Origin of the sequence: Puerhibacterium sp. TATVAM-FAB25 (genome assembly GCF_046535855.1) — a bacterium.
Taxonomy (GTDB): domain Bacteria; phylum Actinomycetota; class Actinomycetes; order Actinomycetales; family Cellulomonadaceae; genus Puerhibacterium; species Puerhibacterium variabilis_A.
In genome coordinates, this window is the sequence record NZ_JAXUAK010000002.1 from 222,358 (window position 1) to 235,879 (window position 13,522).

Consider the following 13,522-nt stretch of genomic DNA (forward strand, 5'->3'; position numbering starts at 1 on the left):
ACCGTCAGGCGCTCTCGCGCAGCGTGCGGCGCTCGGCCTCCATCTGCAGCAGCGCCTCGAAGGCGGCGCGGTACGCGTCGGGGTCGGCGCCGGGGTCGAGCCGCTGCAGGCGGCTCTTGGCGTCGGCGATGCGCCGGGTCAGCCCCAGGTCCTGCACGGCGCGCACGACGTCGGACACGAAGCGGCCGATGACGTCCTCGCGGTCCTCGGGCAGCGGGGCCACCGCGAGCTCGTCGACGAGCGGGGCCACGGTGGCCGGCGCCTGCTCGGCGACCGCCTCGATCCACCGCCCGCCCGGCAGCCCCCGGCCGGCGCCGACGCCTCCGGCGGCGCGGACCGCCGCGTGCACCGCGCGCCATGCCGGCACGCCGAAGGCGTCCTCCCCCAGCGCGTCGAACGTGTCCGGCACGTGCTGCGGGTACTGCAGCACGGCCACGAGGGCCAGCCGCTCCCTCTGGGCGACGGGGTCGCGCGGGTCCGGCATCGGCAGCACGGGCGCGGCCGGCGCCGCACCGTCAGGCGCCTCCGGCGCGCCGCCCGGCCGGCCGCCGCGCGCGCCGGCGTCCTGCCCCCGCCCGTCCTGCCCGCGGCGCTGCACCGGCCCGGGGGTGGCCGCCGCGCGGGAGACCTCCCGGCGCACCTCCTCGGTGTCGATGCCGATCCACCGCGCGAGGTTGCGGGCGTAGCCGAGCTGCATGGCGCGGTCGCGGATGCCGGCGATCAGCGGCGCGGCGGCGCGCAGCGCGCCGACGCGGCCCTCGACCGTGTCGAGGTCGTAGCCGGCGAGCGTGGTGCGGATGACGAACTCGAACAGCGGGACGCGGCCGTCGACCAGCGCCTTGACCGCCTGCGGGCCGCGCGCCATGCGCAGGTCGCACGGGTCCATGCCGCTCGGCTCCACGGAGACGAACGTCTGGGCGTGGAAGCGCTGGTCCTCGCCGAACGCGCGCACGGCCGCCTTCTGCCCGGCGGCGTCGCCGTCGAACGTGAAGATCACCTCGCCGCCGAGCGACTGGCCGGACGCCAGCTGCAGGCCGCCGCCGGCGGAGTAGTCGCCGAGCAGCCGCCGCACCACCCGTGCGTGGTCGGGGCCGAACGCGGTGCCGCAGGTGGCCACGGCGACGTCGACGCCGGACAGGTGCGCCGCCATCACGTCGGTGTAGCCCTCGACGATGACCACGCGCTTGCTCTGCGCGATCGCCTTCTTGGCCAGGTCGATGCCGTAGAGCACCTGGGACTTCTTGTAGAGCGACGTCTCGGGGGTGTTGAGGTACTTGGGCCCCTGGTCCTCGTCGAACAGCCGGCGCGCGCCGAAGCCGATGACGGCACCGGTGGTGTCGCGGATCGGCCACACGAGGCGGCCGCGGAACCGGTCGTAGACCCCGCGCTGACCCTGGCTGACCAGGCCCGCGGCCACGAGCTCGGCCTGCGTGAAGCCCTTGCCCTGCAGGTGGCGGGTCAGGGAGTCCCAGCCGGTCGGGGCGAACCCGACGCCGAAGCGCTCGGCGTCCGCGCGGTCGAAGCTGCGCTCGGCGAGGAACTTGCGCCCCGCCGCGGCGCCGGGGCCGAAGAGCTGCTCGGCGTAGAACTCCGCCGCCACGCGGTGCGCCTCGAGCAGGCGCTGGCGGCGGCCCGGCTCCTCGCGGCGCGCGGGCGCGGAGGACACCCCCGTGCGGGAGTCCTCGTACCGCAGCTGGATCCCCACCCGGTCGGCGAGGTACTCGACGGCCTCGGTGAAGCTCATCCCGTCGATCTTCTGCACGAACGAGATGACGTCGCCGCCCTCGCCGCAGCCGAAGCAGTGCCAGCGGCCCACCCCGGGCCGCACGTGGAAGGACGGCGTGCGCTCGTCGTGGAAGGGGCACAGGCCCTTGAGCGAGCCGACGCCCGCGCCCTTGAGCGTGACGTGCTGGGAGACGATCTCGTCGATGCGGGCGCGCTCGCGCACCGCCTCCACGTCCTCCCGCTTGATCAGCCCCGCCACGGGGCAGAGTCTAGGCCTCGGCGGGGACGCGCCCGGCCGGGGCCCCGTCAGGCCGCGAGCGCCAGGACCGTCAGAGGCCGCGGACCAGCCGGGCGTGCCACTGCGTCGCCGAGACGTCGGTGAGCGACGCCACCTGGTCCACGACCACCCGCAGCCGCTCGCCGTCGTCGGCCGCCGCGTCCCAGTCCGCCGCGAAGGGCGGCTCGAGCGCGACCGGCGCGCGGTCGGACAGCACCTTGACCAGGTCCGTGACGATCTCCCGCTGCGCCTGGTAGACGGGCTCGCGCTCGCGGGGCGCCATCACGTAGGTGACGGCCACGCCCTTGAGGGCGAGGATCTCCAGCTGGGTCGCGTCGGGCACCACGAGCTGCGCGGCGTACCGCGTGAGCGGCCCGTCGCCGTACTGCTCGCGCGTGGCCTGCTGCGCTGCGCCGCTGAACCGGCCGATGAGCGAGCTGGTCAGGTCCTTGAGCCGCGCCAGGGCGCGCCGCGAGCCGTCGAAGTCGGTCATGAGCAGGCCGCCGGCGCGCAGGCGCTGCAGCGCGTCCTCGATCCCGTCGGCCGGGTGCCAGTCGCCGTACCAGGCCTGCACGGCCGCGGCCACGCGCGCCCGCTCCCCGGCGTCGTCGAGCAGCCCCAGGTCGAGGCGGCCGCCGACGACGGCGTCCTCGACGTCGTGCACCGAGTAGCTGATGTCGTCGGCGAGGTCCATGACCTGCGCCTCCATCGACTTCACGCCGTGCGGGGCGTCGCGGCGCAGCCAGGCGAAGACCGGCGCGTCGTCGGGGTACACGCCGAACTTCGACGAGACGCTGCCGTCCGGGCGGCGCGGCCCGCGCCCGTGCGCCCACGGGTACTTCACGCTCGCGTCCAGCGACGCGCGCGTGAGGTTGAGGCCGACGGGGCGCCCGTCGTCGGTGAAGATCTTCGGCTCGAGCCGGGTGAGCAGCCGCAGCGTCTGGGCGTTGCCCTCGAACCCGCCGATGGTCTCGCTCAGGTCGGCCAGCGCCCGCTCGCCGTTGTGCCCGAACGGCGGGTGCCCGAGGTCGTGGGTGAGGCACGCGGTGTCGACCAGGTCGGGGTCGCAGCCCAGCGCCCGGCCCATCTCGCGGCCCACCTGCGCCACCTCGAGGGAGTGGGTCAGCCGGGTGCGCACGAAGTCGTCGGTGCCCGGCGCCAGCACCTGCGTCTTGGCGCCGAGCCGCCGCATCGCGGAGGAGTGCACCACGCGGGCGCGGTCGCGCTCGAACGGGGTGCGCGACCGCTTCTTCGGCGGCTCGGGCCAGTACCGCTCGACGTCGGCGTCGCCGTACGAGGGGGTGGCCTCCTCCCCCGTCGCCGGGCGCGGCACCCGGCCCAGCACCTCGGGGTCGAACGCACCCTGCTCGAACGGCACGGGCTCGAAGGTCTGCACGGCCCCAGCCTATCGACGGCCTGTGACGCGGGACGCCGTCCGGCGCGGCGGCCCGGTCAGCCCTTCACCGCGCCGGCCGTCAGCCCGCCGACGATGTACTTCTGCAGGAACAGGAACAGCGCCAGCACCGGCACGGCCGAGATCACGGCCCCCGCGGCGAACAGGCCCCAGTTGGCGTCGAGCTGGTCGGAGACCCACCCGTACAGCCCCACCGCGAGGGTCCAGCTCGACTCCGACTGCAGCAGCACGCGGGCGATGATGAACTCCCCGAACGTGCTGATGAAGCTGAGCAGGCCCACCACGGCGAGGATCGGCGACGCCAGCCGCAGCACGATCGTCCAGTAGACCTGGGTGTGCGTGGCGCCGTCGATCTTCGCCGCCTCGTCCAGCTCCCGGGGCACGGTGTTGAAGAACCCGTACATGAGGAACGTGTTCACCCCGAGCGCGCCGCCGAGGTAGACGCACACCAGGCCCAGCTTGCTGTTGAGCCCGAGCGCCGGGAGCACGTCGTCGACCGCGAGCATCAGCAGGAACACGGCGACGAACGCCAGCATCTGCGGGAACATCTGGATGACCAGCAGGGCGGTCAGGCCCGCGCGCCGGCCGGCGAACCGGAACCGGGAGAAGGCGTACGCCGCGGCGGCGCCCATGAGCACGGTGCCGACGGCGGTGACCACCGCGACCTCGAGGGTGTTGACCACCCACGTCCAGAACCGGGTGCCCCCGAGCGCCGCGTAGTTGGCGCCGCTGACGGTCGCGAACAGGCGGTTGGAGCCGGTCAGCGTGCCGCCGGACGCGAGCGACGCCGAGAGCACGTAGGCCAGCGGGAAGGCGGCGTAGGCGACGGCGACGACGCCGACGACGTGGCGCCAGCCGAGCTCGCGGGCCCAGCGCCCGAAGGGCATGCGCGTGCGCAGCGTCCGGACGGGCGCCGGCGTCCCGGCCCGGGTGGCGGGCGCGGCGGGGTCGAGCACGGCCATCAGACGACCTCCTCGAGCTTGCGGGTCTGGCGGAACGCGATCGCGGAGACGGTGCCGACGATCAGGAAGATGACGATGGACAGGGCGCTGGCCAGGCCGTAGTCCTTGGCGGCCGTGCCGTCCAGGCCGGAGACGGAGTACACCATCGAGATGAGGATGTCCGTGTGACCCAGCGGCACGGAGGCGTCGTCGAACCGCGGGCCGCCCCGGGTGAGCATGTAGATCAGGGTGAAGTTGTTGAAGTTGAAGGCGAACGACGAGATGAGCAGCGGCGCCGTCGACACGAGCAGCAGCGGCAGGGTCACCGAGCGCCACGTGCGCCAGCGCCCGGCGCCGTCGATCCGGGCGGCCTCCAGCACGTCGGACGACAGCGACTGCAGCGCCCCGGTGCACACCAGGAACATGTACGGGAACCCGAGCCAGAGGTTCACGCCGAGCACGGACAGCTTCGCCAGCCACGGGTCGGTCAGCCACGGCACCTGCGCGCCGCCGAGCAGCACCTGGTTGACGAACCCGAAGCTGCGGTTGAGCAGGCCCGACCACAGCAGCGCGGCCAGGAACCCGGGGATGGCGTACGGCAGGATCAGCAGCGTCCGGTAGGCCCGGCGGCCGCGCAGGCGCACGTCGTCGAAGACGATCGCCAGGAACAGCCCCAGCAGGAACGTGCTGACCACCGACAGCACGGCGAAGGCCACCGTCCACAGCAGCACGCGCAGGAACGGCCCGGCGTACCGGTCGTCGGTGAACGCCGTGGCGTAGTTCTCCAGGCCGACGGGCACGCGCCAGCCGACGTCGAGCGTGCTGCCGTCCTCGGCGGCGAACAGGCCCTCGTCGGTCGGCCGGTACACGGTGCCCGTCGTCGTGTCGGTCAGCGTGTCGGCCTGCTCGTCGTGCTGCAGCGTCGGGGTGAACGCGTAGCCGGTGCGCGCGTCCTGGGTCCGCACCGACCCGTCGCCGGGGTCGTCGGAGACGGGGACCCGCAGGGCGGTGACCTCCTGCTGGCGCTCGAGCACGTCCTGGTAGGCGAGCACGGTCCAGCCCGGGAGCTCGGCGACCCGGCCGTCGGTGACGGTCGCGCCTGCCACGGGCTCCAGCGGGCGCTCGGCCGTGCCCGCGGCGACGTCGCCGTCCGGCTCGACGACGGCGAAGCCGAGAGCGTCGCCGTCCGCCACCACGGTCAGCGGGTAGGTCTCGGAGCCCTCGACCCGCCGCTCGTGCTGCGCCAGCAGCGCCTCGACGGCGTGCTGCTTGGTGGAGTTGTGGCCGTCGCCGTAGTTGGTGAAGGACACCCAGGCCGTGTAGGCCACCACGTAGATCTGGAAGACGAGCAGGAACGCCAGGCCGGGGTAGATGTACTTGGCCGGCAGCGTCCGCCGCGCGAAGTAGACGTAGTTGGCCACCACCAGCAGGGCGGCCAGGGCGGCGAGGATGCCGTAGGAGCCCTCGCGCCAGCAGGCCAGCAGGCCGTAGACGCCGAGGGCGTCGACGGCGGCCATGAGCCCGAGCTTGACGAGGAAGCCGGGCCCGTAGTCGCGGGCGTGCGAGAGGTGGGGGCGGGTGGCGGCGGCGAGGCGGCGCGCGGGACGCGTCGAGGTGCGCATCGTGACCTCCGGAGGGTGCGGACGGGACCGGCGGGGCGGCGCCGGGCGCGCGGCCCGGCGCCGCCCGGACGGGTCAGCCGTCGATGGCGCCCTGGATGTCGGCGACCATCTTGTCCCAGGCTGCGACGGGCTCCTGCTGGCCGGTGAGGATCGCCGCCTCGGTCACGCCCCAGAAGGCCCAGACCGAGCCCATCTCGGGGATCGACGGCATGGGGACGGCCTCGGCGCCGACCGTCTGGAAGCCGGCCACGACCGGGTCGCTCGCGGCCTTCTCCGCGGCGGCCGTCAGCGCCGGCGGCCGGCCGCCGGCCTCGAACAGCGCGGTCTGCGCCTCCTCGGTGGACAGGTAGTTGACGACGAAGTCGTTGGCGAGCAGCTTGTTCTGGCTCTGCGCCGAGACGAAGAAGCCCTGCACGCCCACGAACGGCCGGGCCGGCTCGCCGCCGGCGCTCGGGATCGGGTCGATCGCGAGGTTCATGCCCTCGAACTGCTCGAGCATCCACGGGCCGCCGACGATGAACGGGGACTTGCCGTTCTTGAAGGCGTCCACGGCGATGTCGTAGGTGACGTCCGGGCTCAGCACGCCGGCCTCGCCCTGGGCGGCGAGCCACTCGGCGAACGCGTGGCCGCCGTCGCCGCCGAGCGCGAGCTCGGGCTCGTACGAGCCGTCCGCGTTCTGCGTGAACACCGGGGCGCCGAACGACGTCTGCAGCGGGTAGTACGTGTACGGGTCGCCCTCGGCCCCGGTCTGCAGCAGCACCGGGTACTCCGCGCCGGCGGCCTCGCCCGCGGCGACGGCGTCGTCCCACGTGGCCGGCGCCTGGTCGGCGAGGTCGGCGTTGCGGATCAGGGCGATGTTCTCGATGGCGTAGGGCAGGCCGTAGACCTGGCCGTCCTGGGTGAACGCCTGGATCGAGACCGGCTCGAAGCCGGCGGCCTTGTCGCCCAGCTCGAGCGGCTCCACGACGCCGTTCGTGGTCAGCTCGCCGAGCCAGTCGTGGGCGCCGACGGTGACGTCCGGGCCCTTGCCGGTCGGCACCTGGGCGAGGAAGTCCGGGCGGATGTCGTCGTAGTTCTTCTGCACGATCTCCACGGTGGTGTCCGTGGCCTCCTCGAACGCCGCGGCGGCCTCGGTGACGGCGGCCTTGCGGGTCTCGTCGGTCCAGACGGTGAGGGTCGCGCCGGCGGCCGCGGAAGGGCTGTCCGAGCCCTCGGCGGCGGCGTCGGTCTCGGCGTCGCCCCCGGACGAGCAGGCGGCGAGCGCGAGGGTGGCCGTCGTGGCCACGGCCAGAAGGATGCTCCGTCGCATCGAACACTCCAGTGTGCTGGTTCGTCGCCCGGCGCGGCACTGCCCCGAGCGCTGACGCGGCTCAACGTAGGGGGCGGGACGCCGGTTCGGCAACCATTGCGGCAAGGTTGCACGGACCGTTGCAGGATCGTTGCACACCCTGGCAGGATCGCCCCCGCGCCGCCTGGCGCCCCGACCACGGAACGAGGAGGTCCCGTGCCGCCTTCCCACGGCCGCACTCGGCTGGTGGACGTCGCCGCCCTCGCCGGCGTCTCGACCGCCACGGTCTCGCGGGTCCTCAACGGCAAGGGGACGATCGCGCCCGAGACGCGACAGTCCGTGCTCGCGGCGCTCGACACCCTCGGCTACGAGCGCCCGAGCGCGCCCGCCAGCTCGGCCGGGCTCGTGGGGCTCGTCGTGCCCGAGCTGACGAACCCCGTCTTCCCCGCGATGGCGCAGACGGTCGAGACGCTGCTCGCGCAGTCCGGCTACACCCCGCTTCTGTGCACGCAGTCGCCCGGCTCCACCACGGAGGACGAGTACATCGAGACGCTCGTCGAGCGCGGCGTGGCCGGCATCGTCTTCGTCTCCGGCCTGCACGCCGACACCACCGCCGGCCGCGAGCGCTACCTGCGCCTGCAGGAGCGCGGGGTGCCGTTCGTGCTGGTCGGAGGCCACGCGCCCGAGGTCGACGTGCCGCAGGTCTCCCCCGACGACGCCGAGGCGGTGCGCCTCGCGGTGCGGCACCTGGTGTCCCAGGGCCACCGCCGGATCGGCCTGGCGATCGGGCCCGAGCGCTTCGTCCCTGCCCGGCGCAAGCGCGCGGCGTTCCTCGCGGCGCTCGTCGAGCACGGGCTCGCGGCCGACGAGGCCGGCGCCGCGTCGCACGTGGTCTCCGGGCTCTATACGGTGGAGGGGGGCCGGGCCGCCGCGGCCGAGCTCCTCGACGCGGGCCACACCGGGCTCGTGTGCGGCTCCGACCTCATGGCGCTCGGCGCCGTGCGCGCGGCGCGCTCGCGCGGCCTGCGCGTGCCCGACGACGTCTCCGTCGTCGGCTACGACGACTCGCCGCTCATGGCCTTCACCGACCCGCCCCTGACCACCGTGCGGCAGCCCGTGCAGACCGTCTGCCGGGCCGCCGTCGGGGCGCTGCTCACCGAGATCCGCGGCGAGCGAGCCCCGCGCTCGGAGCTGCTCGTCGAGCCCGAGCTCGTGGTGCGAGGATCGACGGGGGCCGCCCCCGCCGGCGCCCCGCCGCCCGCTCCGGAGCCCACCTCACCGTCCACCCCACCGCCCGCCGAAGGAGAAGCATGACCCAGGTCCACGCCGCGTTCCCGACCGCCGAGTGGTGGCGCACCGCCGTCATCTACCAGGTGTACCCGCGCTCGTTCGCGGACTCGGACGGCGACGGCGTCGGCGACCTGCCCGGCATCACCGCGCGCCTGGACCACCTGGCGCGCCTCGGCGTCGACGCGGTGTGGCTCAGCCCCTTCTACCGCTCGCCGCAGAAGGACGCCGGCTACGACGTCGCCGACTACCGCGACATCGACCCCGTGTTCGGCACGCTGGACGACGCCGACGCGATGGTCGCCGCCGCCCACGAGCGCGGGCTGCGCGTGATCGTCGACCTGGTGCCCAACCACACCTCGGCCGACCACGCGTGGTTCCGGGCGGCGCTGGCCGCCGCCCCGGGCTCGCCGGAGCGCGCGCGCTACCTGTTCCGCGACGGCAAGGGCCCGGACGGCACCGAGCCGCCCAACGACTGGCGCTCCGTCTTCGGCGGCCCCGCCTGGACCCGCGTCACCGAGCCCGACGGCACGCCCGGCCAGTGGTACCTGCACCTGTTCGACTCCTCGCAGCCGGACCTCGACTGGACCCACCCCGAGGTGCGGGCGGAGTTCGTCTCGGTGCTGCGGTTCTGGCTGGACCGCGGGGTCGACGGCTTCCGCGTCGACGTGGCGCACGGCCTGGTCAAGGCCGAGGGTCTGCCCGACTGGGGCCGCGAGGTCGAGATGGTCGGCGGCACCGTCGACGCGGCGGGCGACCCCGCCGCCGACGCCGCGGCGGCCGGCGAGGACGCCGACGTGGTGACCGGCGCCGGGGACCCCGGCCCGATGTTCGACCAGGACGGCGTGCACGAGATCTACCGCGAGTGGCGCAAGGTCGTCGAGGAGTACGACGGCGAGCGCGCCCTGGTCGCCGAGGCCTGGGTGGAGCCGCTGAGCCGGCTGGCCCGGTACGTGCGCCCGGACGAGATGCACCAGGCGTTCAACTTCACCTTCCTCACCACCCGGTGGGACGCCGCCGCCTACCGCCGCGTGATCACGGCGTCGCTGCGCGCCAACGACGCCGTCGGGGCGCCGACCACCTGGGTGCTGTCCAACCACGACGTGGTGCGCCACCCCTCGCGGCTCGGGCTGCCCGACCCCGGTTCCCGCCCGCACGGCATCGCGGCGACCGACGTCCAGCCGGACGAGGAGCTCGGGCTGCGCCGCGGCCGCGCCGCGACGCTGCTGATGCTCGGCCTGCCGGGCTCGGCGTACGTCTACCAGGGCGAGGAGCTCGGTCTGCCCGAGCACACGACCCTGCCCGACGAGGTCCGCACCGACCCGGCGTTCTTCCGCACGCGCGGCACGGCCGAGGCGGAGGCCGGCCGCGACGGCTGCCGCGTGCCGCTGCCGTGGCAGGCCGACGCCCCGGCGTTCGGCTTCTCCCCCACCGGCGCCTCGTGGCTGCCGCAGCCGCGGGAGTGGGCGCGCTACGCCGCCGACGCCCAGGACGGCGTCGAGGGCTCGACGCTGGAGATGTACCGCGCCGCGCTGCGGCTGCGCCGCGAGCGCCGGCTGGGCGCCGGCGGGCTCGAGTGGGTCGACGCGCAGCCCGACGTCGTGGCCTTCCGGACCGTGGACGCCGACGGCCGCGGCACGGCCGTGGTGGCCAACCTCGGTGCGACGCCGGTGCCGCTGCCGGCCGGCGCGCGGGTGCTGCTCGCCTCGGGGCCGCTCGGCGACGACGGCACGGTCCCGGCCGACACCACGGTCTGGCTCGACGCCTGACGGCGGGCCGCGAGCGTCGCGGTTCCCCGGTTCCCCGGGTCGGGAGGCCGGGGACCGCGACGCTCGCGGGGGGTCACCCGGCGGTGTGCTGCGCGTCACCTCGATGTCACCCGCACCTCCTAGGGTGTGCGCGGCCGGACGAACCGGTCATCAGCACGTCGAGGGGGGACCTCCCGTGAAGACCCGTACCACCGCCGCGGTCACCGCCGCGCTCCTGGCCGCCTCGGGCGCCGCAGCGCTGCCCGCCGCCGCCTCGCCGCCGCCGAAGGTGTCGGACACGCTGGACCTGACCATGCTCGCCACCACCGACCTGCACGGCCGCGTGGCCAGCTGGGACTACTTCCGCGACGCGCCCTACTCCGACGCCGCGGGCGACCGCGTGGGCCTGGCCTCGGTCGCGTCCGTCGTCGACGAGGTGCGCGCCGAGGTGGGCGACGACCGCCTGCTGGTCGTGGACAACGGCGACGCGCTCCAGGGCACGCCGCTGAGCTACTACTACGCCGTCCAGGAGCCGGTCGACGAGACCGGCGCGGTGCACCCCATGGCCGCCGCGTACGACGCCATCGGCTACGACGCGCAGGTGGTCGGCAACCACGAGTTCAACTACGGGCTCGACCTGCTCGACGCCTACACCGAGGACGTCGGCTTCCCCGTGCTGGGCGCCAACGTCCTCGACGCGGCGACGGGCGAGCCCGCGCTGGCCCCGTACACCCTGGTGCGCAAGCACGTGAAGGGCCACAAGCCCGTGACCGTCGGCGTGCTGGGCCTGACCACGCCGGGCTCGGCGATCTGGGACAAGGCCAACGTCGAGGGCCGGCTGGAGTTCCAGGACATGGCCGAGGCAGCGCGCACGTGGGTGCCGCGGGTGCGCGCGGCCGGCGCCGACGTCGTGGTCGTGCTCTCCCACTCGGGCACCGGCGCCTCGTCCTACGACGAGAGCGTCGCGCCGCCGGAGAACGCGTCCGACGTCATCGCCCGCACGGTGCCCGGCATCGACGTCATGGTGGTCGGCCACACCCACCTCGACCGGCCGTCGCAGGTCGTCACCAACGAGGTGACCGGCGAGGACGTGCTCCTGACGCAGCCGTACCGGTTCGGCTCGACCGTCTCGCGGGTCGACCTGTCGCTGGCCAAGGTGCGGGGGAGGTGGACCGTCGCGTCGACGTCGGCCACGGCGATCCGCACCAAGGACTACCCGGAGTCGCAGGAGGTCCTCGACCTCGTGGGCGAGCAGCACCGCACCACCGTCGACTACGTCAACCAGGTGGTCGCCACCTCGGCGCAGGAGCTGTCGGCCGCGACGTCCCGCTACGAGGACACCCCGATCATCGACTTCATCCAGCAGGTGCAGACCGACACGGTCGACGCCGCGCTGGACGGGACCGCCTACGCCGACCTGCCGGTCCTGTCGGTCGCCGCGCCCTTCTCCCGCACGGCGGTCTTTCCCGCCGGCGACGTGTCCGTGAAGGACATCGCCGGGCTGTACGTGTACGACAACACGCTGCAGGCCGTGGCGATGACCGGCGCGCAGGTGAAGGACTACCTGGAGTACTCCAACAGGTACTTCGCGACCGTCCCGGCGGGCGGCACGTTCGACCCCGCGCGCGACACCGCCGCCGGCGGCACCCCGGACTACAACCTCGACCTGCTGTCGGGCGTGCGCTACGAGGTGGACCTGTCGCAGCCGGTCGGCTCGCGGGTCGAGAGCCTCACCCTGGCCGACGGGACGCCGCTGGCCGCCGACGCCGAGGTGGTCGTCGCGGTGAACAACTACCGCCGCTCGGGCGGCGGCGGGTTCCCGCACGTCGCGTCCGCGCCGGTCGTCCACGACGAGCAGCAGGAGATCCGCCAGCTGCTCATCGACTGGGCCCAGGACCGCGGGGCGATCGACCCGGCCGACTTCTGGGACGAGTCCTGGTGGCTGACGGTGGACGGCGAGCGTGTCTCGGGCTGACGCGGCAGTCGAGGAGGGCGGGGGTCAGCCGCCGCTGACGCTGAGCTCTGCCTCGCGAAGCTTGGCCTCCCACTCGGCGTCGAGCTCGCGCGAGTCGAGCCAGCCGTACGGCAGGTGCGGCGTCTTGGGCGAGCCGGCGCGGCCGCGCTGGCCCTCGGCGGCCTCGCCCGGGTAGGGCGCGTCGAGGTCGAGGGCGTCGAGCCGCTCGCGCAGCTCGGCCAGCGTGGAGACCATGGCCAGGGCGTGGCGGGCGTCGCCGCCGACGGCGTAGCCCTTGAGGTACCAGGCCATGTGCTTGCGCAGGTCGCGCATGCCCTTGCCCTCGTCGCCGTCGAAGAACTCGATCATCAGCTCGCCGTGCCGGTAGATGGTCTCGGCGACCTCGCGCAGCCCGGGCCGCACCCGCACGACCTCGCCGTGGAACGCGGCGGCGAGGTCGGCGAACAGCCACGGCCGGCCCTGGCAGCCGCGGCCGACGACGACCCCGTCGGCGCCCGTCTCGCGCACCAGGCGGATCGCGTCGTCGGCCGACCAGATGTCGCCGTTGCCGAGCACCGGGATGCGGGTCACGACCTCCTTGAGGCGGGCGATCGACTCCCACTCGGCCTCGCCGGAGTAGTGCTGGGCGACGGTGCGCGCGTGCAGCGCCACCGCGGCCGCGCCGGCGTCCTGCGCGATCCGGCCGGCCTCGAGGTAGGTGAGGTGGTCCTCGTCGATGCCCTTGCGCATCTTGACGGTCACCGGCACGCCGTACGGCTCGGCCGCGCGGACCGCCGCGCGCACGATGTCGGTGAACAGCTGCCGCTTCCACGGCAGCGCGCCGCCGCCGCCCTTGCGGGTCACCTTGGGCACGGGGCAGCCGAAGTTGAGGTCGACGTGGTCGGCGCGGTCCTCGGCGGCGATCAGCCGCACCGCCGCCGCGACCGTCGCGGGGTCGACGCCGTACACCTGCACCGACCGCGGCTGCTCCTCCGGGCCGAAGGTCACGATGCGCAGCGCCTCGGGGTTGCGCTCGACCAGGGCGCGGCTGGTGACCATCTCGGCCACGTACAGGCCGGGGTCGTGGCCGGTCGACGCGCCGGCCTCGCGGCACAGGGTGCGGAAGGCGGTGTTCGTCACGCCCGCCATCGGCGCCAGCACCACCGGGGTGTCCACGGTGATCGGGCCGATCTGCAGCGGCGGCAGCACCCGCTCGCCGGTGGCGGGGGCAGCCTGGTCCTTCGTGTCCAGGGTCGCGGTCATCCG

General features: G+C 74.5%; 9 protein-coding genes. 3 read left to right on the forward strand and 6 right to left on the reverse strand.

The genetic code is table 11. From position 1 onward, the window contains the following. Nucleotides 1-4: 4 nt before the first annotated feature. The 5 genes from dnaG to U5M74_RS03380 form a co-directional block, all read right to left on the reverse strand. Nucleotides 5-1,984: a DNA primase gene (gene dnaG / locus U5M74_RS03360; protein WP_410906139.1), complete on the reverse strand. Its 1,980-nt coding sequence runs from the start codon at nucleotides 1,982-1,984 to the stop codon at nucleotides 5-7. A 70-nt stretch (nucleotides 1,985-2,054) separates the two neighbouring features. Further along, nucleotides 2,055-3,347, reverse strand: coding sequence for a deoxyguanosinetriphosphate triphosphohydrolase (locus tag U5M74_RS03365; protein WP_410906379.1), 1,293 nt, complete (start codon nucleotides 3,345-3,347; stop codon nucleotides 2,055-2,057). Between the two features lie 107 nt (nucleotides 3,348-3,454). After that, a complete protein-coding gene (locus U5M74_RS03370; protein WP_410906141.1) occupies nucleotides 3,455-4,378 on the reverse strand; it encodes a sugar ABC transporter permease in 924 nt (307 codons plus the stop codon). After that, entirely contained in the window at nucleotides 4,378-5,979 is a 1,602-nt protein-coding gene (locus U5M74_RS03375) for an ABC transporter permease subunit (protein WP_410906143.1), read from the reverse strand. Before U5M74_RS03375 ends, U5M74_RS03370 begins: the two co-directional genes overlap by 1 nt. Nucleotides 5,980-6,052: 73 nt before the next feature. Beyond that, entirely contained in the window at nucleotides 6,053-7,288 is a 1,236-nt protein-coding gene (locus U5M74_RS03380) for an extracellular solute-binding protein (RefSeq protein WP_410906145.1), read from the reverse strand. A gap of 195 nt (nucleotides 7,289-7,483) precedes the next feature. Between U5M74_RS03380 and U5M74_RS03385 the strand changes: the two genes are divergently transcribed. From U5M74_RS03385 to U5M74_RS03395, 3 genes are all read left to right on the forward strand, one after another. Next, on the forward strand, nucleotides 7,484-8,581 hold the full coding sequence (locus U5M74_RS03385) for a LacI family DNA-binding transcriptional regulator (RefSeq protein WP_410906147.1): 1,098 nt from the start codon (nucleotides 7,484-7,486) through the stop codon (nucleotides 8,579-8,581). Then, a complete protein-coding gene (locus U5M74_RS03390; protein ID WP_410906149.1) occupies nucleotides 8,578-10,323 on the forward strand; it encodes a glycoside hydrolase family 13 protein in 1,746 nt (581 codons plus the stop codon). The genes U5M74_RS03385 and U5M74_RS03390 overlap by 4 nt, the downstream gene beginning before the upstream one ends. A gap of 175 nt (nucleotides 10,324-10,498) precedes the next feature. Then, on the forward strand, nucleotides 10,499-12,277 hold the full coding sequence (locus tag U5M74_RS03395; RefSeq protein WP_410906151.1) for a bifunctional metallophosphatase/5'-nucleotidase: 1,779 nt from the start codon (nucleotides 10,499-10,501) through the stop codon (nucleotides 12,275-12,277). Nucleotides 12,278-12,301: 24 nt separating this feature from the next. Here the strand turns inward: U5M74_RS03395 and dusB are convergent, their stop codons facing one another. Continuing rightward, complete coding sequence (gene dusB / locus U5M74_RS03400; RefSeq protein WP_410906153.1) at nucleotides 12,302-13,519, reverse strand: tRNA dihydrouridine synthase DusB; 1,218 nt, start codon at nucleotides 13,517-13,519, stop codon at nucleotides 12,302-12,304. Nucleotides 13,520-13,522: the final 3 nt, after the last annotated feature.

Excerpts from the sequence above, each read along its gene's own strand:
- U5M74_RS03370 (WP_410906141.1), bottom strand. The coding sequence starts at position 4,378 with ATGGCCGTGCTCGACCCCGCCGCGCCCGCCACCCGGGCCGGGACGCCG.
- U5M74_RS03375 (WP_410906143.1), bottom strand. The coding sequence starts at position 5,979 with ATGCGCACCTCGACGCGTCCCGCGCGCCGCCTCGCCGCCGCCACCCGC.
- U5M74_RS03380 (WP_410906145.1), bottom strand. The coding sequence starts at position 7,288 with ATGCGACGGAGCATCCTTCTGGCCGTGGCCACGACGGCCACCCTCGCG.
- U5M74_RS03390 (WP_410906149.1), top strand. The coding sequence starts at position 8,578 with ATGACCCAGGTCCACGCCGCGTTCCCGACCGCCGAGTGGTGGCGCACC.
- dusB (WP_410906153.1), bottom strand. The coding sequence starts at position 13,519 with ATGACCGCGACCCTGGACACGAAGGACCAGGCTGCCCCCGCCACCGGC.